General features: G+C 34.5%; 17 protein-coding genes and 1 riboswitch. Of the genes, 7 read left to right on the forward strand and 10 right to left on the reverse strand.

Annotated elements, in window-relative coordinates; translation table 11 throughout:
• Positions 1 to 284: 284 nt before the first annotated feature.
• Positions 285 to 1,451 carry a tetracycline-inactivating monooxygenase Tet(X) gene (gene tet(X) / locus QWY78_RS07410; protein ID WP_290218140.1) on the forward strand — a complete coding sequence of 389 codons (1,167 nt, stop codon included), beginning with the start codon at positions 285 to 287 and terminating at the stop codon, positions 1,449 to 1,451.
• A 52-nt stretch (positions 1,452 to 1,503) separates the two neighbouring features.
• Positions 1,504 to 2,355, forward strand: coding sequence for an RteC domain-containing protein (locus QWY78_RS07415; protein ID WP_229986995.1), 852 nt, complete (start codon positions 1,504 to 1,506; stop codon positions 2,353 to 2,355).
• Between the two features lie 3 nt (positions 2,356 to 2,358).
• On the opposite strand, the gene QWY78_RS07420 is transcribed toward QWY78_RS07415, so the two are convergent.
• The 7 genes from QWY78_RS07420 to QWY78_RS07450 all read right to left on the reverse strand — a co-directional run bounded on the left by QWY78_RS07420 (position 2,359) and on the right by QWY78_RS07450 (position 9,935).
• Entirely contained in the window at positions 2,359 to 3,372 is a 1,014-nt protein-coding gene (locus tag QWY78_RS07420; protein WP_066764787.1) for an RES domain-containing protein, read from the reverse strand.
• A gap of 52 nt (positions 3,373 to 3,424) precedes the next feature.
• Positions 3,425 to 4,366: a sce7725 family protein gene (locus QWY78_RS07425; protein ID WP_066679298.1), complete on the reverse strand. Its 942-nt coding sequence runs from the start codon at positions 4,364 to 4,366 to the stop codon at positions 3,425 to 3,427.
• A complete protein-coding gene (locus QWY78_RS07430; RefSeq protein ID WP_066679297.1) occupies positions 4,348 to 5,217 on the reverse strand; it encodes a sce7726 family protein in 870 nt (289 codons plus the stop codon). Before QWY78_RS07430 ends, QWY78_RS07425 begins: the two co-directional genes overlap by 19 nt.
• 620 nt (positions 5,218 to 5,837) lie before the next feature.
• A complete protein-coding gene (locus QWY78_RS07435) occupies positions 5,838 to 6,821 on the reverse strand; it encodes a DUF3810 domain-containing protein (protein WP_290218160.1) in 984 nt (327 codons plus the stop codon).
• Positions 6,822 to 6,882: 61 nt separating this feature from the next.
• Entirely contained in the window at positions 6,883 to 8,646 is a 1,764-nt protein-coding gene (locus tag QWY78_RS07440) for an MFS transporter (protein ID WP_290218163.1), read from the reverse strand.
• A gap of 44 nt (positions 8,647 to 8,690) precedes the next feature.
• A complete protein-coding gene (locus QWY78_RS07445) occupies positions 8,691 to 9,416 on the reverse strand; it encodes a lysophospholipid acyltransferase family protein (RefSeq protein ID WP_290218165.1) in 726 nt (241 codons plus the stop codon).
• A 60-nt stretch (positions 9,417 to 9,476) separates the two neighbouring features.
• On the reverse strand, positions 9,477 to 9,935 hold the full coding sequence (locus tag QWY78_RS07450) for a GtrA family protein (protein ID WP_290218167.1): 459 nt from the start codon (positions 9,933 to 9,935) through the stop codon (positions 9,477 to 9,479).
• Between the two features lie 215 nt (positions 9,936 to 10,150).
• Between QWY78_RS07450 and QWY78_RS07455 the strand changes: the two genes are divergently transcribed.
• Complete coding sequence (locus QWY78_RS07455) at positions 10,151 to 10,396, forward strand: hypothetical protein (RefSeq protein WP_290218169.1); 246 nt, start codon at positions 10,151 to 10,153, stop codon at positions 10,394 to 10,396.
• Between the two features lie 141 nt (positions 10,397 to 10,537).
• Positions 10,538 to 11,959 (forward strand): CCA tRNA nucleotidyltransferase, encoded by a 1,422-nt coding sequence (locus QWY78_RS07460; protein ID WP_290218172.1) that lies wholly within the window; start codon positions 10,538 to 10,540, stop codon positions 11,957 to 11,959.
• 77 nt (positions 11,960 to 12,036) lie between these two features.
• On the opposite strand, the gene QWY78_RS07465 is transcribed toward QWY78_RS07460, so the two are convergent.
• Together QWY78_RS07465 and QWY78_RS07470 are read right to left on the reverse strand one after the other, a co-directional pair.
• Positions 12,037 to 13,077, reverse strand: coding sequence for a YncE family protein (locus tag QWY78_RS07465; RefSeq protein ID WP_290218175.1), 1,041 nt, complete (start codon positions 13,075 to 13,077; stop codon positions 12,037 to 12,039).
• A gap of 11 nt (positions 13,078 to 13,088) precedes the next feature.
• Positions 13,089 to 14,915 (reverse strand): TonB-dependent receptor plug domain-containing protein, encoded by a 1,827-nt coding sequence (locus QWY78_RS07470; protein WP_290218178.1) that lies wholly within the window; start codon positions 14,913 to 14,915, stop codon positions 13,089 to 13,091.
• Positions 14,916 to 14,944: 29 nt separating this feature from the next.
• Positions 14,945 to 15,111, reverse strand: a riboswitch (cobalamin riboswitch).
• A 104-nt stretch (positions 15,112 to 15,215) separates the two neighbouring features.
• Between QWY78_RS07470 and QWY78_RS07475 the strand changes: the two genes are divergently transcribed.
• Positions 15,216 to 16,199, forward strand: coding sequence for a Tll0287-like domain-containing protein (locus QWY78_RS07475; RefSeq protein WP_290218182.1), 984 nt, complete (start codon positions 15,216 to 15,218; stop codon positions 16,197 to 16,199).
• Between the two features lie 10 nt (positions 16,200 to 16,209).
• On the opposite strand, the gene ppk1 is transcribed toward QWY78_RS07475, so the two are convergent.
• Positions 16,210 to 18,279, reverse strand: coding sequence for a polyphosphate kinase 1 (ppk1, locus tag QWY78_RS07480; RefSeq protein WP_290218185.1), 2,070 nt, complete (start codon positions 18,277 to 18,279; stop codon positions 16,210 to 16,212).
• Positions 18,280 to 18,420: 141 nt separating this feature from the next.
• Between ppk1 and QWY78_RS07485 the strand changes: the two genes are divergently transcribed.
• Both QWY78_RS07485 and QWY78_RS07490 read left to right on the forward strand, forming a co-directional pair.
• Positions 18,421 to 19,026: a Crp/Fnr family transcriptional regulator gene (locus QWY78_RS07485; RefSeq protein ID WP_290218188.1), complete on the forward strand. Its 606-nt coding sequence runs from the start codon at positions 18,421 to 18,423 to the stop codon at positions 19,024 to 19,026.
• 52 nt (positions 19,027 to 19,078) lie between these two features.
• Positions 19,079 to 20,290 carry an SH2 domain-containing protein gene (locus QWY78_RS07490; RefSeq protein ID WP_290218190.1) on the forward strand — a complete coding sequence of 404 codons (1,212 nt, stop codon included), beginning with the start codon at positions 19,079 to 19,081 and terminating at the stop codon, positions 20,288 to 20,290.
• The last annotated feature ends 121 nt before the right edge of the window (positions 20,291 to 20,411 follow it).

Here is a 20,411-nt window from a genome sequence, read left to right on the forward strand (position 1 = left end):
TATTCTATATATCAAACACTTAAATACATAAAAAAGTGCTTTTTTATGTATTTTATTTCTATTACATTTGGTTGTGCAACAAGCACATCGCATTGGCAAAATGGCAGGTTAAGTGCTAAATTGAAAGTTTCTGCATTTTATTCCGCCGAATGTGTTCCACATTCGCTTTTTATTTGTAAGTTAGCTCTGTGGAAACACATCGGCTACGTTCTCGCTAAATTGAACTTTTTGTCCAATTTATCCGCCACTTCGCCAATGCGTTTCCCGTTATGTGCCATTTTTGAATGACAATGCGAATAGATACAGACAAACAAATGAATTTACTTAGTGATAAGAACGTTGCAATAATTGGTGGTGGACCCGTTGGACTGACTATGGCAAAATTATTACAGCAAAACGGCATAGACGTTTCAGTTTACGAAAGAGACAACGACCGAGAGGCAAGAATTTTTGGTGGAACCCTTGACCTACACAAAGGTTCAGGTCAGGAAGCAATGAAAAAAGCGGGATTGTTACAAACTTATTATGACTTAGCCTTACCAATGGGTGTAAATATTGCTGATGAAAAAGGCAATATTTTATCCACAAAAAATGTAAAGCCCGAAAATCGATTTGACAATCCTGAAATAAACAGAAATGACTTAAGGGCTATCTTGTTGAATAGTTTAGAAAACGACACGGTTATTTGGGATAGAAAACTTGTTATGCTTGAACCTGGTAAGAAGAAGTGGACACTAACTTTTGAGAATAAACCGAGTGAAACAGCAGATTTGGTTATTCTTGCCAATGGCGGGATGTCCAAGGTAAGAAAATTTGTTACCGACACGGAAGTTGAAGAAACAGGTACTTTCAATATACAAGCCGATATTCATCAACCAGAGATAAACTGTCCTGGATTTTTTCAGCTATGCAATGGAAACCGGCTAATGGCATCTCACCAAGGTAATTTATTATTTGCTAACCCCAATAATAATGGTGCATTGCATTTTGGAATAAGTTTTAAAACACCTGATGAATGGAAAAACCAAACGCAGGTAGATTTTCAAAACAGAAATAGTGTCGTTGATTTTCTTCTGAAAGAATTTTCCGATTGGGACGAACGCTACAAAGAATTGATTCATACGACGTTGTCATTTGTAGGATTGGCTACACGGATATTTCCTTTAGAAAAGCCTTGGAAAAGCAAGCGCCCATTACCCATAACAATGATTGGGGATGCCGCACATTTGATGCCTCCTTTTGCAGGACAAGGCGTAAACAGTGGGTTGATGGACGCCTTTATATTGTCTGATAATCTGGCCGATAGGAAATTTAACAGCATTGAAGAGGCTATTGAAAATTATGAACAGCAAATGTTTGCTTATGGAAGAGAAGCACAGGAAGAATCAATAATAAACGAAACGGAAATGTTCAGCTCCGACTTTTCGTTCCAAAAACTAATGAATCTATAAAACAGAAAGGCGAGGAAATGAAAGAGAAAATAGTTAAAACAGACTAACAAAAATGGTATTTTCATTAAATCATATTATCTCGGAGATACAGCGAAAAGAAAATAAAATTTCTGTGTCTGCCACCAATGCGATTGATGAAGCGTACCAAATGCTGATATTCCTGAAAGAATATTTATGGTCGATGAGGGAGGTGGTTACAAAACAAGGCTTTAAAAACCAATGGGAGGAAATCAATTTCTTCCGCAACATTAAACCGTATATTCTCTCTAAACTCATTTACCACAATAAGATATTTCGCATACAGACATGTTGTCCTGTTGACGGAGGGAAAATGTATGCAAGTTATTTTTCAGAACAGTTGCAGGAACTAAAACAGGAATACAAAGAGCATATCTACTATTCTGATTTTTACAGGTATTATCGTTCGGGAAGAACCGATCGTGATGAAACCTACTTTAGGTTAGGCAACATTAATTTCCACGATGGTCTGAACAGTTTCGTCTTTGAAATTGACCCACTTTTTTCAACTTATTATGACAACAAAGTGGCTCGGATAATAGCAAATGAGCTACTCTATACCTACATACTCCAAAAAATTAACGATGATGAAATAGCAGGCTCTCTTTCTGCAAGAGATATTTCATCCGATGGTATTCTTTGGACGGATAGCAAAAATGCCTTGATAGAACTTATTTATGCTCTTTATGCGAATGGCTCTCTTTCCTATGGTAAAGTAGGAATACGAAAAGTCAGTTTAGTTTTAGAAAAACTATTCCGGATTACTTTAGGAGATCTGCATAACTCTTTCCATCGAATGAAATACCGTGCCGGTTCCCGCACCTCGTTTTTAGACCAACTGAAATCTTCTTTGGAAGAATATATGGATAAACAGGACGGGAGGTAGGGTTTATTTAGTATTTAATTGGGTGTATTCAAGATTTATATTTTCAATGTCATAGACATTAGTTTCAATGCACTTGAATTTTTCAGGATAAAATATTGCAACGTTATAACCCTGCGAATATAATGAACTTCTAAATTCTATACCGTCAAATCCCATTGATTTTATCAGTTCTGAAAGATACTGTGTTGGCAGATAATCCAATTCGCTGTCATTCTTTCTTCTTGGCTTTGAAAGTTCTTCTTCTAATTTATCAATGAAAGAACCGTGTAACATAACTTCTTCTAAAGACTCTAATTCTGCAAGCCTGAATACATCGTATGTGGAGCGACTTAAATTAACTACTCTTATGTCTTCTTCAAGTTTAAATGTACCGACAGAAACGTAATCAAATAAACTTGCTCTTGCTTCATATAAAGTTGTTGTTATGTCATTAGCAATATAGAGATAAGAAATACCATTTGGATTGGCTCTTCCGCTTTTAGCTAATTCATTAGGAGGATTACCCATTTGTTCGAAAGGATACCCCTGTGGATTATTACTAATTCTTGCTCGATAAAATTTCTTTCCCTTTTTGTAATCTTTCTGAAAATGTTTGAATAAGGATTTTAATTTTTGTAAATCCAAAGCATTTACAAAATGAAATCTATTTACGGTTTTTATTTCTTCGGAAAACTTATCCCAAGAAAGGAAAAGCGGTTGAGTAACGTCTTCCTCTGCTCCTGTATTATGAAACCTTAATCTTACAGGGTTGTCTAAAACATTTTGATAATTGGCAATGTCATCTTTAATAATCTCAGCAATGAGCTGTTTTATATTATTTGTATCAATTAGTTTTTGGGTAAATACCTTTTTATGAAAATCCGTAATGATTTGACTTTCTAATGGTTTTCCATTGACGGTATCAACTTCATACAAGTCAATAATCCCAAGAAAGAAAGGGTTTAATTCGGAAGCCTCATAGACACTCACATTTTCGGACAGGCAATAATCACAATTATCTGTTATCTTGTTACCCAAAATGATAGCATTTATATAACTGCTCTCAAAACAATTTGTGCAACAATTCATACTAAATCAATTTCAATACTAAATCTATATGGTTCATTAAGGAAAGTTTCTTCAATGTCCCTAATCCTGGAAAGTGTCCGTTTTCGTGAAATCGTCTAAATTCAGATATAGCAATAGAGTCATAGCCTGTTTGGTCACACCAAGCAATAAGTTTATCTAACGCCTCAGCAAACTTTCCTGCAATATCTGATGTGTCATCATTTGAGTCAGAAACAAAATGTTTAACTTTTATTCTATTTGTCTGTGCTTCCGCATAAGATAAATGTATCGCAACAGCATAGGGAAGAAACCCTGTTTCCGAATATTCCTCTCCAATAGAAAGATAGTCCGAAAAACCTTCAAACCCTTCTTCTTTGTAATAGATATGTTCTTCTGAAAAATTGCTTTCATCTACTTGCAAATAATCCGCATTCTTTGTTTGAGCATTGAAATAATCATCAAGTTCAATTAAGGTATTTCTTTCAAAATTTCTAAAATATCTTCTACTTGTCGATGATAGATTGATTACATTATATCGAATGGCAAAATGTTCTTGATATGATTTAAGAACATCTGAAATGTTATCAAACACGGCATTATGAATAATACTTAGAGCAGGAATAACTTTTGCATATTGTTGTAAAATGCCAATAGCTTTTGAATGGTCTATCCTATTATGGAAAATAACACCTATCTGATAATTTGTATAATCTCCAACTGAACTGCTAATAGCATTAAAGATTGCATTGGTATCTTTGAATGTTCCTACTTGTGGATTAACAACAACTGTAAAGTTGATATCATTACTTGCTAATTCTTTTATCGTAGTCTTTAAAGTAGAAGAATCCTTGACAGGTTCAATAATAGGAGATACTTTTTCTTTATTTGGCAAAAGAACAGGTTTAGTTAATTCTCTTATTCCTATCAACTCAAACTGCTTTCCTCTTATATACGGTTGATACATACGCTTTTGGTTGCTAAAAAATTATACAATCTTTGATATTCCTGCTCATTAAAATCCAAAGAATTACAAATGTGCTTTAGTTCTCTTGGGGTTTTAGATGATTTCAGCAAGTCGGGGTTCAATAGTTTTCTCTCTTTTAGTTTATTTAATACCTGCTTTTGAAAATCAACTATATCAATTGTGGCAAGTAGTTCGTAACAAGCTCTAAAAATCTTTGTATTAGGAACATCAGGGACAGAACCAAAATTAACAGCAACTAAATCAAGATACTCTTGCTTTCTCAATATTTTAAAAATAGTTTCAAAGTCGAAGAAAGATTTATTTGCATCTGCCTCTTTTATTGTTTCCAATTTATTTTTGGCATTTAATGCGATAATACCAATGCTTGTATTTTCGTATTCAACTTGGAGCTTTTTAGCATATTTTTCATCTGTAACAATATGTACCTCATTGGCAAATTTTTGGTAGTCATTTATTTGTTTTGCCAATTTTTCTAATCCGTCAAGTTCCGTTTTAATCTCATAGACTCTTACAGCACCGTTCAACATAACCAAGTCAGCTTTTGAAGCACCAATTTTTAGTTCATTAAGTGTTAATGTTGATTTTAAGCTATGAGTTTTTATAATATCAATAATCAAATTATTCTTATAGATGTATTCACATCTATATTGCTTTTGTAAGGACTTATATAAAGACTTGATTATGTCTAAGTTGGTTTCGTATGAGGTAGTGTTGAAGTATTTATCTATTTGTTTTTGAAAAAGCACATAATCGTCTTCCCGTACTATCTTTTGGAACATAGGCGGGGAGAAAATTTGTGATAATACTCTCAACTTTTGTATAGTTTTCATACTACTTCTTTACATTACAAAGGTAACAAATTACGAAAAGATAACTATTATAATGCTTGATAATTCGGTTTCGTGGCTTAAATAGGTTATAAATTTAGTCAAAAAAATGTACCAACATATACTTTAACATTATAAAACAGTATCAACAAATATATTTTTTCATTAGGGTTCTACTTAATGCTTTTAGGCAGTAGCTTCGTGACTTAACGAGTTTAACCGTTCCAAATCTTCCAAAAAATGTTTCGAGATTTGTTCGGGTTCGGCTACAAAAGTCCAGTATTATACTGGACTTTTTCTATTTACAATTCACTCTATTTTTTATCGAAATAATGTAATTTGTGATTAATAATCATAATTTATGTTATCTGAATGTTTATGCTTGTTTAGATGTGAATTTATTTTAATTTATGCGTTTTAAATGCGGGAAACGTAACGATAATTTTTTATAGGTCAATTTTAACATTTTTTATGGCAAAAGGTTTTGCTATTATAATTATTAGTGGTACATTTACAACGCTTTAATATTGGCATTTGTCAAATTAAAGCAATAAATTTTTTTTCATCATTTGTGTTTTTAGAATCGCGTCGTAAGATGCGATTCTTTTTTTTTATAAAATCCTCTATGGCTGATAACGGATAAGGAAATCAATGAAATAGGAGTAGGTAATGCTGCCTTCTTGTTGGTTACTCTTCAGGAATAGGTCATTGGTAAATCCGAAAAAATCATCCAATAATCCTTCGTGTTTTTTTACGAAAAGTTTCTCGGCAAGCCGGTCACGTTTCATTTCTGGGGAATATTGCATGATAATTTCATTAACAAAAACTCTTTCATTTTCAGCAAGTGAATGAAGTAATGTTTTTAAAACAAAATATTGAGTACTGTATTTTAAATCGGTATTTCTTGCCTTTTCACCAATTAAAAAACCAATGAAATTTGCTTCTTGCTCTCTGGCGTAACCGAGTTGATGAGCGCTTTCATGTGCAAGCGTAAACGGGACATACGTTGATGGCAGTGTGGCGTTGTACTGCGCTTCTGCGGTGAAAGGATTGTAATACCCAAGAATCCCAGTATAACTCATCACAGGTTCAAACAGGCTGGGTTTCAGGGTGCTAACTCCTGTGCCTTTTTTGTTATTCCAATACGAGGGAATCTTGACTTGATTGGAGAGAACCTCTGCTTTAATCGAAGGTAGATCTGTTATGATAAAGACACCGCGATCATCTTCATTTACTAAAGTTCTCGTTTTCTTGCATTTTTCTAAATAGACCAAAGTAAGTCGTTTCACCTCTTCCACTGTTATTTCCTTTTCTGGAAGTTTGTCGAGTATGGGTTGTTGAAAATATAGCATTCCCCAAGAAACCTGATACATTAAATAAAGGATGTTGAGGGCTATTAATCCTCGCAATAAAAATTTTCGCCGACTGTTTTTATAAGAAATTTTAAAGAGGAAGTAACCAAAACTAACAATCAGTAGAATGTAGAAAATATCACCAACTGAAAATGGGACGATAGAAAATAATTTTTGATGGAAATATTTCTGAAATTCAAAAAACCATTCAAAGAAATTACTGGCATATTTGATTTTCGAGAGGGTAAAAAACAAAAGAAATTGGGCAAGTAATAAACCAGCCCAAAATCTTTTTTTCTTATATGTTTTTAGTAGATTAATGATTGCTGCTTGGTTCTTCTCCCATTACAATGCCTTGTTTTTTAAGGATTTTTGGGGTTACAAAACCATAAAAAGCAAGATATGCAAAACAAAGAATAGGAATAACATAAGAAAAATGGGTCCAGGTAATTCCCATAATTCCAGCAGGATTGGTTAAATCAAAATCGCAAATATAACCTTGAATTAATGGAATGATCCCACCACCTAAAATCATCATCACTAAAAATGAAGATGCTTTTCCCGTGTTTTTACCAAGACCTGCGATTGCTAAATCAAAAATTGATGGCCACATAATCGAACAAAACAAACCACCAGAAATAAAGAAATATTTAGCCATTTCTTTGTCAGGGTAAACCAATCCCAAAAACATCATTGCAATTCCGGCGATCCCGAAAATCATTAAAGTTTTGCCTGCATTTTTACCTCCAATAAGACTCATGATAACAAAGGCAATAATCCAAATGGCGTAAATATAGAACGATGAAACATCTTTGCCACTCAATTCGTTTGCAACAATGATAATTAAAAATGCTATAAACGGAACAATGAATTTCAAAATCATGTTCGTTATCTTAGAAATATTAAAAACATTGATACTTCCATTCCATCGTCCAATCATCAAACTTCCCCAATAGAGCGAGACGAATGGCGCAATATTATGTTCTAAAATCCCTCCGAATTCTTTGGTATGCAACAAAGCGGGCAGATTACTGATGATCGAAACTTCTACCCCTACATAAAGGAAAATTGCGAGCATTCCTAAATAGAGTTGGGGATAGTCTAAAATTCTAAATTTTGTTGTTCCTTCTTCTATGACAGCTTCCTCTTCTTTTGCTGGATCTTCGATTTTAGAAAAAAGCATAAATACAGCAACTAAAATAAATGCGAGCCCTAGGACAATAAAAGGAGTTTTTACTAATTTTAAATGATCTTTAACGAACCCAATTGGGTAGCTGATATTAGTCGACCGTTGTTTGATTTCACCAAGTTTAGTAGAATATGCATCAATTTGGGAATCATTTGCAGCCGCATTTTCTTCAATTGAAGCGATTTGCAGCTCAAGATCACTGATGTTTTTTTCTACGGTTGCAACAACCTCATTAACTTTTATAGGATCATCTTGATTGTCTTTTCTTAAGTCCAGTATGTTTTTGGTGAGTTCTTCACGATGAACTTGATATTCGTTTTTAACGATTTCAATTTTCGTTAAATTTTCGTTTTTGGGTGCAGAGTCTTCTTTGTTGCCCATTCCGAATAACGCGATACCCACTAAAATAGGACCTATTGTTGTTCCTAACGAATTAATTCCTCCGGCCATTGTTAAACGGTGTGCGCCAGTTTGTGGACTCCCCATTTTGATCGCCAACGGATTGGCAACGATTTGCTGAACAGAAAAACCTAAACCTACGATGAATAAAGCAGTTAAGAAAAACCAGAAACTAGCCGCAGAAGCTGCCGGAACAAATAAGAATGCTCCAATCGCGGATATTACCAATCCTACAGCAAGTGTTTTCTTATAACCAAATTTCTGTAAAATATCGGTTTTAATAGAAATAATAAAAAAGATGACTGAGCCAACAAAATACGCCACATAAAACGCCCAAGCTACAAGTTGACTCTGAACTTGGGAAAGAACAAACCATTTCTTGAAAACGGGAATTAAGATATCATTACTAGCGGCGACAAATCCCCAAAAAAAGAACACTACAATTAAGGATAAAAACTGTGACCATTTGGTCTGTTGCTGATTAGCATTCATATGTTTTAATTATTTCTTGAAACAAATATAACTATTTTAATTTCTCAAATTGAGATTTTCAAAATATTTTTAATTTTCTGATGGGCTTCAGCCTTTAGCGATTCAATGGATTGATTCGGTGCGATGATATCATTGAAATAAACTTTCACTTTCCCTGGGCGACCTTTAGAATAGTCAAAAGGAAACATTTCTTTTAACCCAACAAAAGTAAATACTGCAATCGGTGATTGATGCTTGGAAGAGAGCGTAAAAGCACCATCTTTAAATGAATCCAAAATTAGGGTCGTGTCATCGGGTACGCCTCCTTCTGGGAAAATAACAATGCTTTGCCCTTCTTCCATTCGCTCCGCACAACGGCGATAAACATCAGCGCGACTTCGGGGAGATGTTCGATCGACTATCACGCAAATTCTTTTATAAATAATCCCGAAAATTGGAATCTTAACAAGTTCCTTTTTTCCCACATAGCATAAAGGATGCTGCGGCATTAAAATACACGGCAACATCACATCCATAATCGAGGTGTGGTTAGAAATAAAAACGTACTGCTGATTTTTGTCAATTTTTTTGTCCGTCAACTTTATTAATTCGTAACGAAAGCCCATGCCGTAGAACATTCCCAGACACCACAAACGAATAAAAAAATAGGCATAAGGATAATGCTCCTTTTTTATGGATAAAAGTAAAACAGGAATTCCTAAAATGATGGTTAAAACTGCGCCCAAAATGATCATCCAGCCACGCCAGATATAATTTAATATTTTTGTCATGTACTCTTAAAAATTATTTTTACAAAGATTGCGAAAATAGTTTGGTGTAAATTTTTACGGTTAACCATTAAAAATCACTTTTTTCTTAACCGAGTAATTTAGTATAGAAACCAACAGAATTGCTGCGATTTTACTCAAAATCTCTTGGCTGATAACGAAAAAGCCGAGGTCGATGTGCTCCTTAAACACAAATCTAAAGAAAACTTGAAAGAAAGCAAGGCTAATGATTGTAGAGAAAAAAGAAACGAACATAAAATAAACAAACTCTTTCCTTTTGGAATGTTTGCCACGTTCAAAAACAAACCAAATGCTTAAAAAGTAATTGGTGATGATACCGCAAGTCGTAGAGAATATGTTACTTAAAGGAAAGTGAATCCCGTGAAAATTATTTTCCTGCGAAAAAATCTGCGGCAAATAAACACTAAATGTTTTAAATGAACCGATTTCTACCACGGCACTTAGTGCGCCGGCAAGCACAAATAGTAAAACCTGTTTTTGTTTTAGTATAATTTCTTTCATAGATAGGTGATGCAAATTTAAAACTATATGTTAAACAATCAGAAAAACTTGTTAAAATATTTTTTTACATCGATTTATTGTTTAATTTTAATTTCTCAATGTAGATCGTATAGGGTTACTTAGTCATTTTTAATGAGTTATTGAATGTGTTTTTGGATCCTAATCAGCAGTGTAATTTTCAAGAACGTGTCTAAACTTAAAATCTATTAATTGTCATGATCACCAAAAGAACCTATAGGAAATTCAATCCACAACAGAAAAAAATTGAGGAGTTAGAGAAAAATAGTCCTCGTTTTAAGAGAGTGTATTCAGAATATGAATTAATGGCGGATCAATTGTGGAATCTTGAAAACACCGATACTTCTAATATTCCCGATGACTTTATCGAGGCCATTAAATTACAGACAGAATATTTGGAAGAAGAAATCGATGATTGGCTTTTAGAAAATCCATCAAAATAATAGGAATTATCAGATATTTAAACTCATTAAATAATGAGTTTTTTTGATTTAGAAACCTTTAAAAAACCTTTGTTTCATGCGGAATAAGACCGTGATTGACTGAGAAACTTTATCTTTGTATAAAATTTCGCTGCCATTCTTATGAAAATCAATCTTAACCAAAATAAAAATCTCAAACTTTTTAAACTTATTTCAGAAGTCGCTTCCGATACTAACCAAAACGTTTTTATCGTGGGTGGTTTTGTGCGGGATTTATTGATGAGCCGAAAAGCGCCCACGGATATTGATTTTGTAACCGAAAGCAACGGAATGACCTTGGCAAAATCTGTTGCAGATGTCTTAAAACCTGCTCCCAAAGTTTCTATTTTTAAAAACTATGGCACCGCGATGTTTAAATATAACGGACTCGACTTAGAATTTGTAGGGGCTAGAAAAGAAAGCTATGCCGAAGATTCCCGTAATCCTTCCGTGGAAATCGGTAATTTAGATGATGACCAGAAACGCCGTGATTTTACCATCAACGCCTTGGCGATTTCTTTAAATAAAGAAAATTTTGGCGAACTGATCGATCCGTTTGATGGAATAAATGATATTAAAAAAAGAATTATTCGTACACCATTAGAACCAAGTCAAACCTATTCTGATGATCCTTTGCGAATGATGCGGGCGATTCGTTTTGCGGCAACGTTAAATTTTAAGATTGAAGAAAATTCTTTAGCATCGATAAAGAAAGAAGTAGAAAGGATCAGAATCGTGTCTATGGAAAGAATTATGGTTGAGTTTAATAAAATTATGCTTTCTGAAAAACCTTCTGTAGGTTTGAAATTATTGGAGGAAACAGGAATTTTACACCTCATAATCCCTGAATTAACTGCCTTGAAAGGCATTGAAGAAGTGGAAGGACAAACCCATAAAGACAACTTTTGGCACACCTTGGAAGTGGTGGATAATATTTCAAAAAACACAGATAATCTCTGGCTTCGATGGGCGGCTTTGCTCCACGATATTGGAAAGGCCCCGACCAAAAAGTTTGTAGAAGGAAGTGGCTGGACTTTCCGCGGACATGAATTTTTAGGCTCTAAAATGGTGAAATCCCTTTTTTATCGTTTAAAACTTCCGCTCGGAAGCGATATGAAATATGTGCAGAAATTGGTAAAACTTTCATCCAGACCGATTGCTTTAATTGATGATGATACTTCAGACTCTGCACTACGACGTCTTTTGTTTGATGCTGGTGAGGATTTGGAAGATTTATTTATTTTGAATAAAGCAGATATTACCACCAAGAATTCCTCAAAACAAGCGAAGTTTAAAAAGAATTTTGAAGAAGTAGCACAAAAAATTAAAGAAGTCGAAGAGAAAGATCAGGTTCGGAATTTTCAACCACCGATATCCGGCGAAGAAATTATGGAATTGTTTAATCTAAAACCAGGTCGAGAAATTGGGGTTTTAAAGGAAAAAGTGAAAGAAGCAATTCTAGAAGGTGACATCGCCAACGATAAAGAAGAAGCCAGAAATTTTGTGATTAAAGAAGGTCAAGCCATCGGTTTGATTCTGGCATAAATGAGAAATAAATCATAAAAAAGCCCTTACAAAATATATTTGAAAAGGGCTTTGTGTTAAATATATGAAAGAATGTTTTAATTTTTGTAGAAACCATTGGTTCCTTTTCCTGCGGTTACTGTTTTAAGTAATGAGCCTGCGGTTGTATAGATTTCTACGGTACTGTCTGCCGTGAATCCATTCGCATTAGAAATATAAATTTTCCCATCAATCACATTAAATCCATACATTGCTGACCAAGAATTATCTGCAATGGTGATGATTGGAGTGGTTGGTGTTGTGGTACTGCTCATCTCCATCGTATAAACATTTGAACCCGCTGTAAAGAAAAATTTCGAGCCATCAATTTCTAAATTAGTTGCATTTGCAAGGCCGGTAAGGGTAATCGTAGAAGTGATGTCTCCTGTTGGGCTGAGTTTGTAAATATAGGAATCGGTCGCTGTTTTAGCAATAGTGTAAACGTTACCACCATTAGAAATTGTTTTTTGGATATTCCCATTCGGAAGGGTTACAATACTTTCTACGGTGTTTGAAGTCGGGTTGATTATGGTGAGCTTTTTACCTGATCCAAACGAGGCATTTTGCACGATGATTTTCCCGCCGGCTTCTACAATTCGCTCGCCGTTGTTTGCCAAATCAATCTTTTTAACAAGGGTGTTGGTTGAAACGTTGTAGACATTTACAAATTTTGCAGAACCTGAGCTGTTGGTTACGTAATAGTGATTATTTGCAAATGCCATATATCTTGGCTGAGAAACCTGGTCAGATACGGTTGCTACTTTTTTAAAAGTGTAGCGGTTTACAACTTCAATTTTATTGGAATTATTAAGAATTAAATAAGCGTTATCCCCTTGTATTGCTACGTTTTGAAGAACATCTCCTAAGGCCGCATTTCCATTATTTGCACTGTAGATGTTATTTTCTACCTTGGTTAAATCATTGGAGATAAATGAAACCGTGGCGGTAGGAGTGCCGAAGTTTCCTTCGTTAGACATAATGATTCCGTTTTCATACGCACCTTTGGGAAGCTCTTCTTCAACAGGGTCATCATTTCTACAAGCAATGTTAAGAAGTAGAGTTAGAGCGAAAGCGGAAGCAATCAGTTTTGAAATTTTCATTTTATTTTTATTTAAAAGTTTATTAAAAGATTGGCGCTGTAATTTCTTTTCGGTAAAGGAAAGTAAGCGGTGGTTTCGTAGATTTCGTCGAAAATGTTATTGATTTTAAATCCTAATTTATAGATTTTCAACAGCGTTAAGTTCAAGCCACCATTCACTACAAAATAAGGGTCAAGTGCCTCTCTTCGCTTTTCGTCGCTGGTTGTATAGGTCAGCCCGTTATACATTCCTTGAAGAAAAACCTCTGCAACTTTATATTTGTAAGTCGCATTTCCAAAAATTTTATGTTGAGGTACATACATCAGAAATCGGTCTGCATCAGTGTCTTTAGAATGAGTGTAAACGTAACCGGCAGATAATTTCGTTTTATGATTTCCTAACTCTTTTTCAAAATCCAGTTGCGATTCTAGTCCGTAAGATTCTACGTTGTTGGTATTCACTGGCGACCAATATCCATTGGAAGTTGGCAACCAACGAATCAAGTCTTGAATGTTGATATAATAAGGAGTAACATTCAATTTAAAATTTTTATACTTGAATTGATTTCCTAATTCTGCTTGAAGAGAGGTTTCAGATTTTAAATCCAAATTTCCACCGGGTTGCCAATATAAATCATTGAAAGAAGGATATCTAAAGTTTTTAGAAATATTTAGCACAGTACTATACCAGGACGAAGCCTTGAATTTTCCAGAAAGAGAAAATAGAACTGGAGCGGTTATTTCTTCTATAAAATCTTGTTTTACTCCGGCCTCAAAATTTAATTTCTTTGTGGGATTCCATTTCAATAGTCCTGCAATTGAACCTGTATTTCTACGAACTGATTGAATACCTGATTGGTAACCTTCGCCTTTATTCAGTTGATATTCTCCAATGAAATTCAGTGCAATTTCATCATTAAAAACATAATTAAAATCATTTTTTGTCAAATACGTTTCGCCGGAGCCACCACTGCTTTTAGGATAATCAATATGATCGAAATATTGAAATTCATCTTGCAGATAAGCAACTTTAAAACTATTCTGAATTTTTTTAGAATGATAATTCCAGTTCGCTAAACTTCGGAAACTATCAGAGAAATATTTTGTTTTCGAGTAATCTTCCGACCGAATTGGATAATGCTGAATTCCATCGTAAAGCTGCGTTTGCCACGAAATCATGTTTTTAGAATCTACTTTATAAGCTGCACCCAAATTGAAAGTACGGTTGTTATATTGCCCATTTAAATTGAGATAATCTTTTTCCGAAACCTCGTAATTATTGTCACTTTTAACAAAATTTCCCGAAACCTTCACCGATAATTTATCGTTGCTGTAAGCACTTTTAACAAAAGTATTTGAAGTATTAAAGGAACCGTATTCCCAAAATAAATTATTTTTAAACCCTTTATTAAAGCTCAATTCATTATTCAAATGAATGGTTCCACCGATTGCACCACTTCCATAAATCACACTTCCACCGCCAGATTTTATTTCTAATTGATCGTAGCCGAGAAGGTTTAGATTGTTAACATCGCCTTGACCTAAGAAAGTAGAATTGATGTTAATTCCGTTCCAAACAAAAGCGGTTTGTTGTGCTGTTGTTCCGCGGAAAGAAGGTGAGGAAACCATTCCACGACCGTTTTCTTTGATGTAAACTGGAGATTGAAAACGCAAAACTTCAGAAAGGTTCGTCGTGTTTTTGAGTAAATCCACTTGATTGAGTTGGATTGTTTTTTGAAATTCTTTCGATTTTTTCAACTGGTTGTCGAAAATATAAACCGTATCAATTGTCTTCTCCTGAGCAAAACTCAACAAAAAACAAAATAGAAATACCGTAGAAAATTGGAATTTTTTAGTCATTATTCAGGCCTTTCCTCCGAAAGCTTTATTTAAGTTAAGACTTTCAGCAAGGTCTCCTGACTTTCACAAAACTGCACCTTCCCGATTGCTCAGTGGTTGTATTGCAGTTTCACTAATGGTGATTTACAGTTGCGGGGACAGTTTGTGATTCGCACACAATTCCCTTTTCTAAAAGCTCTGCAAAGGTATCATTTATTATTTATCTAACAAAGCAATCTGCAACAGTAAAAACACCATAAGTGATAATGATCACATTAAATATGCCGGCCTCTTTGTTTCTTTACGGGTTAATTTTTTAAAATGAAGAACGCTCTATTCTTACTCCTTTTATTTCTTGTTTTCTCTTGTAACCAAAACAATCAAAATGGTTATAAAGAAACATCTGATCACAAGTTAATGACCGATAGCGTTGCTGTCTTGGCAAAAATAGCCATGGAAACCCATTGTTATTTATGTCATAGTCCAACTGCCGCCGAAGTTGAAGGCAGAATTGCGCCGCCTATGATTGCAGTAAAAGCGAAGTATTTAAAGCATTATATTTCGCAGGAATCATTTACCTCTGCGGTGGTGAAGTTTGTAGAAAACCCCACCAGTGAACACGCTATAATGGTTGATGCTGTGAAAAAACATGGGATAATGCCGAAGCAAGATTTTCCAAAAAATTCTTTGCAGCAGATTGCAAATTATATGTATCAATATCAAATTGAAGAACCGGTCTGGTTTGCGAAACAGTGGGAAGCAGGAGCAAGACAGAAATGGTTGCAAACCGGTCGGAAATTAGAGGTGCTGAAGACTGAAGAAACATATGCAGATATTGGTTTAAGATATGCGCTGGGCACAAAAAAGATTTTAGGTAAAAACTTGATGGGTGCCATTCAAAAAAAAGGAACTTTGGAAGCATTGGATTTTTGTAATATGCAAGCCATGCCTTTAACAGATAGCATGTCAACTCATTATAATGCTAGAATCAAAAGGGTCTCAGACAAAAACAGAAATCCGAATAATAGAGCAAATACAGAGGAATTAACCTATATTTCTCAATTCAAAAAACAAACTTCTGAAAAGCAGGAGATAAAACCTTTGGTGGTAGAAAAGGAAAATAAAGTACACGTTTATTATCCAATTGAAACCAATACAATGTGTCTACAATGCCACGGGAAACCGCAAGCAATCCAACCAAAAGTCGCAAAACAAATTTTAAAATTATATCCCAAAGATTTGGCAATTGGCTATAGCGAAAGTGAAGTTCGTGGAATGTGGAGCATTGTTTTTGATAAAAACTAATCCTATTTAATTAGAAAGATGAGGCTTTGTTTTTCAAATAATGATAAGTTTCAATTTGTGAGCGTATTTCTTTAGCATCTGTTTTTACATATTCATTTCGCAATTTTTTATCCAGAATTCTGGCTTTTACGTTGTCGCTCAACTGAATGTCGAGTTGGTCTTTGATTTCTTTTTTAAGGTTTTTCTGGGTGATTTTTGCGGCAGCTTCAATGCGGTAATCTAAATTTCTAGTCATCCAATCTGCAGAGGAAATGTACAAATCTTCATGGCCTTTGTTATAAAAATACATCACACGGGAATGTTCTAAATACTCATCAACAATACTGATGGCGGTAATTTTTTGTTTAAAATCTTTTTGATTAATCGCACAATATATTCCCCGAACAATCATTTTTATAACAACGCCTTCTTTCGCGGCATCATACAGTTTTGATATTAAATCCCGGTCGCTCAGTGAATTTACTTTGATAATGATTAAAGATTTTCGACCCGCTTTCGCTTCTGCGATTTCTTTATCAATATGGTTCATGATTTTTTCGCGCATATAATCGGGGCATACCAACAGATTTTTACACGATTTTAAAGCCGCGACAATATCTTGTTTTGGTTTTCTCAGTACGGTAAATATTTTATTGATATCGGCCATAATTCCACGGTCAGCAGTCATCAGTAAATGATCGCCATAGATTTTTGCAGTTTTCTCATTGAAATTTCCCGTACTTACAAAACCGTATTGGAGCGTCTTATTTTGGACTCTTTTCTTAATAACGCAGAGTTTCGCATGCACTTTTTTATTAGGGATTCCTGTTAATACTTTTACCCCTTCCTGCTCCAGAATCTCTTTCCATTTCAGATTATTCTCTTCATCAAATCGAGCCCGAAGTTCGAGCATCATGGTGACTTCTTTGCCATTTCTTACCGCATTAATAAGCGCATTGATGATTTTAGAATTGCTTGCCAAGCGGTAACCGGTAATCTGGATTGATTTCACATCAGGATCCATGGCAGATTCCCGCAATAGATCAATAACCGGTGTATATTGATGGTAAGGAAAAGTAAGCAGAACATCAGTCTTCTGAAGAACATCAGTCACTCTTTTACCGATAAATTCGGGATGGTCAAAAGAAGTTCTCTCGATCGGTTTTTGATAGGTTTCAAATACCTCTGGAAATTCCATAAAATGGCGGAAATTATGAATTTTGCCACCGGGAATAATGCTGTCTTTTTTGGTGAGGTGAAGTTTTTTTATTAAAAATTCCAAGAGGGCTTTATCCATTGCTTTATCAAAAACGAAACGGGTAGGTTTTCCTTTTCTACGGGATTTTATTCCCTTTTCAATTTTTTCTGCCAGGGTTGTTTTAATGTCATTGTCTAAATCGAACTCTGCGTCTTTGGTTACTTTAAAACAATGGGCCTCAAATTCCTCATATCCGAAATAAGAGAAAATATGAGGTAAATTGTAGATGATGACATCCTCTAGCAGCATTACATTTTTCTCGTCCTTATTTTTAGAAGGGAGCAAAACAAATCTTCCCAAGGTGCGCGACGGAATTTCAATGATGGCAAACTTACTTTCATATTGAAACTCCTTTTTACGCATGGCGATGCCAAGGTAAAGTGATTTATCACGCAAATATGGCATCGGCGAATTGTCATTTAATAAAATGGGAATTACATTGCTTTCCACCACTTCGTCAAAATAGGAAGTGACAAATTTCTTTTGTGCAGAATTTAAATTCTTTGCTGTTTTAATAAAAACTTTTTGATCAGCCATTTCAACCAGTATTTTTTTCCAGGTTTTAGCGAAATTCTGTTGTTGCTGAATGACGACTTCATTTATTTTTTGCAAAATTTTAGTTGGCGGTTGGTAAAATGATTCGGTGATAAATTTATCTTTAAAATCCATTGCACGCTTTAAGCCAGCCACACGAACCCTGAAAAACTCATCCAGATTATTAGAAAAAATTCCTAAAAAACGAATTCGTAAATGCAGGGGAACCTTATGATCCATTGCCTCTTGTAAAACTCTTTCGTTAAAAGAAAGCCATGTAATATCTCGGGGATTAAATTGATTTGCCATGATGATTTATTGTCTTTTCAAAAATAACAATTTAAATGGGTCTTTTCAAGTAATTTTTACTGATAAATCGCCCAGAAGATGGTGTAATTATGAAAAATTTCATAAAAAATTTATTATATTTGAGAAATTACTATAAATAAGATGGAATTTTTACTCGATGATGATCTATTGAAAGCAACCAGAGCTGAGAAAAAGATTTTTTATAAAGGTGATATCGTTTTAAATGAAGGCGATATTTCGCAGTTTTTTTACTTTTTGAAAGAAGGAGAATTATCTGTTTTTAATTTTACAGAAAAAGGCAAGGAACTGTTGCAACATAAAGTAACGGGCGGTCATTTTTTTGCCGAACCTGCAATCATTCTGGGCCAAGCGATTCCGGGTAATGTAGAAGTGTACTCTGCCAAAGCTCATGTGATAAAAATGAACCGAGAATTATTATTCACTTATTTAAAAGAACATTCTGATTTTTTATTTCAATTTATGATTTCAGTTGCGCAGAAGTCTCTGAAAAAAAGTCTCTTGCTCAAGCAAATTGTTTTGCTCAATCCAGAGGAGCGAATTATGCATCAACTCCGTGATATTAAAAGAGAATCAAGTGATACTCCACAGGAAAAGTTTATGATTAAACTTACCCGTAAAGAAATTTCTCATATGACTGGACTTCGGATTGAGACCGTAATTCGAACGATTAAAAAAATTGAAAAAGATGGCAAGTTAGAAATCATCAATGGTAAAATTTTTATTTAAATCATGACGATGGTCATAGTGCTAAATCATGCTCCCAACTTATATTTGTAGAATGAAAAATATTATTTTTTGGCTTCGGTTTTCTGTGCTTAATTTCCTGGTTGTAGCTGTTTTAGGTGTTTTAATGCGTTATAAAATTGCCTACTCCTTGCCGATGGTCGATCAGAAACATGTGCAAGAAGCACATTCGCATTTTGCCTTCTATGGCTGGATCACCCAAATTATTTACGTCTTGATGATTCGGTATTTGCATGGGATTATTCCAGAACAGAACTTGAAAAAATACCATACTTTACTGATAATCAATGCCATTTCAGCCTATGCCATGATTCCGAGTTTTATTTACAGCGGTTATTATTGGGCTTCTATTGCAGCCTCTACGGCAGCGCTATTAACAAGTTTTGTGTTTTTCTATTTCTTGATACGGGATTTAAAGAATCACCGCGACTTGATCAAACCATGGTTTTTGGCAGGATTATTTTTCGCGGTAATCTCTTCAGTAGGAGTTTTTGGCTTGAGCTATATGATGTCCTCTGGAAATATGACCCAAAACTTATATTTATCGGCTACCTATTATTATCTTCATTTTCAGTATAATGGCTTCTTCATTTTTAGTTGTATTGGCTTCCTACTTCTCTCATTAAAGGAAATTGGTGCTGAAATTTCTGAAAAAGAAAATAAGATGATTTTCTGGCTGATGTTTGTGAGCTGTATTATTGGTTTTGGCCTGTCGGTACTTTGGATGAAAATGCCGCTTTGGATTTTTATTGCAATCATTTTAGCAACCGTCGCACAAACGGTTGGTTCTGTAAAATTATACTTGTTAATCAAAAGAAATTGGGCGAAATTGGTGCTTAATTTCTCAGCATTACAAAGATTTGTTTTAATGTATGTGGGTTTTGCCTTTTTTGCAAAAATCGCGCTGCAATTGGGCTCCAATATCCCTGCATTAAGTCAGTTTGCGTTTGGATTCAGAAATGTAGTAATCGCCTATCTGCATTTAATCTTGCTCATGTGTGTATCGGTTTTTCTGCTCAATCAGATTTTAGCAACGAATGTATTCAGAATGACCAAACCCGTGATTACTGGACTTCAACTTTTACTTTTAGGAATTTTTTTAAATGAAGCATTTCTTGGTTTAATGGGGGTGTTTTCTATTAAATATATTTCAATTCCATTTACTCCAGAAATTCTTTTAGCAGTTTCTTTATTAATGATGGTTTCACTTTTCATCATCTTGGTTAGTTTAAAGAAGAAAGTGTAAGGGTCATTTCATTTTTATCACATTTTTTTCCACTGTTAGAAGAAGTGTTTTTTAGAAATTCATTCTAGGTTAAGGTTAAAAAAACACTTCCTGAAAATTACTTTCAGGAAGTGCTTACAAC

It is taken from the genome of Kaistella yonginensis (genome assembly GCF_030409525.1).
GTDB classification, from domain to species: Bacteria; Bacteroidota; Bacteroidia; order Flavobacteriales; family Weeksellaceae; genus Kaistella; species Kaistella yonginensis.

Excerpts from the sequence above, each read along its gene's own strand:
- QWY78_RS07475 (WP_290218182.1), top strand. The coding sequence starts at position 15,216 with ATGAAGAACGCTCTATTCTTACTCCTTTTATTTCTTGTTTTCTCTTGT.
- QWY78_RS07425 (WP_066679298.1), bottom strand. The coding sequence starts at position 4,366 with ATGTATCAACCGTATATAAGAGGAAAGCAGTTTGAGTTGATAGGAATA.
- QWY78_RS07490 (WP_290218190.1), top strand. The coding sequence starts at position 19,079 with ATGAAAAATATTATTTTTTGGCTTCGGTTTTCTGTGCTTAATTTCCTG.
- QWY78_RS07430 (WP_066679297.1), bottom strand. The coding sequence starts at position 5,217 with ATGAAAACTATACAAAAGTTGAGAGTATTATCACAAATTTTCTCCCCG.
- QWY78_RS07465 (WP_290218175.1), bottom strand. The coding sequence starts at position 13,077 with ATGAAAATTTCAAAACTGATTGCTTCCGCTTTCGCTCTAACTCTACTT.
- QWY78_RS07415 (WP_229986995.1), top strand. The coding sequence starts at position 1,504 with ATGGTATTTTCATTAAATCATATTATCTCGGAGATACAGCGAAAAGAA.
- QWY78_RS07450 (WP_290218167.1), bottom strand. The coding sequence starts at position 9,935 with ATGAAAGAAATTATACTAAAACAAAAACAGGTTTTACTATTTGTGCTT.
- QWY78_RS07460 (WP_290218172.1), top strand. The coding sequence starts at position 10,538 with ATGAAAATCAATCTTAACCAAAATAAAAATCTCAAACTTTTTAAACTT.
- QWY78_RS07485 (WP_290218188.1), top strand. The coding sequence starts at position 18,421 with ATGGAATTTTTACTCGATGATGATCTATTGAAAGCAACCAGAGCTGAG.
- QWY78_RS07455 (WP_290218169.1), top strand. The coding sequence starts at position 10,151 with ATGATCACCAAAAGAACCTATAGGAAATTCAATCCACAACAGAAAAAA.
- ppk1 (WP_290218185.1), bottom strand. The coding sequence starts at position 18,279 with ATGGCAAATCAATTTAATCCCCGAGATATTACATGGCTTTCTTTTAAC.
- QWY78_RS07445 (WP_290218165.1), bottom strand. The coding sequence starts at position 9,416 with ATGACAAAAATATTAAATTATATCTGGCGTGGCTGGATGATCATTTTG.
- QWY78_RS07440 (WP_290218163.1), bottom strand. The coding sequence starts at position 8,646 with ATGAATGCTAATCAGCAACAGACCAAATGGTCACAGTTTTTATCCTTA.
- QWY78_RS07470 (WP_290218178.1), bottom strand. The coding sequence starts at position 14,915 with ATGACTAAAAAATTCCAATTTTCTACGGTATTTCTATTTTGTTTTTTG.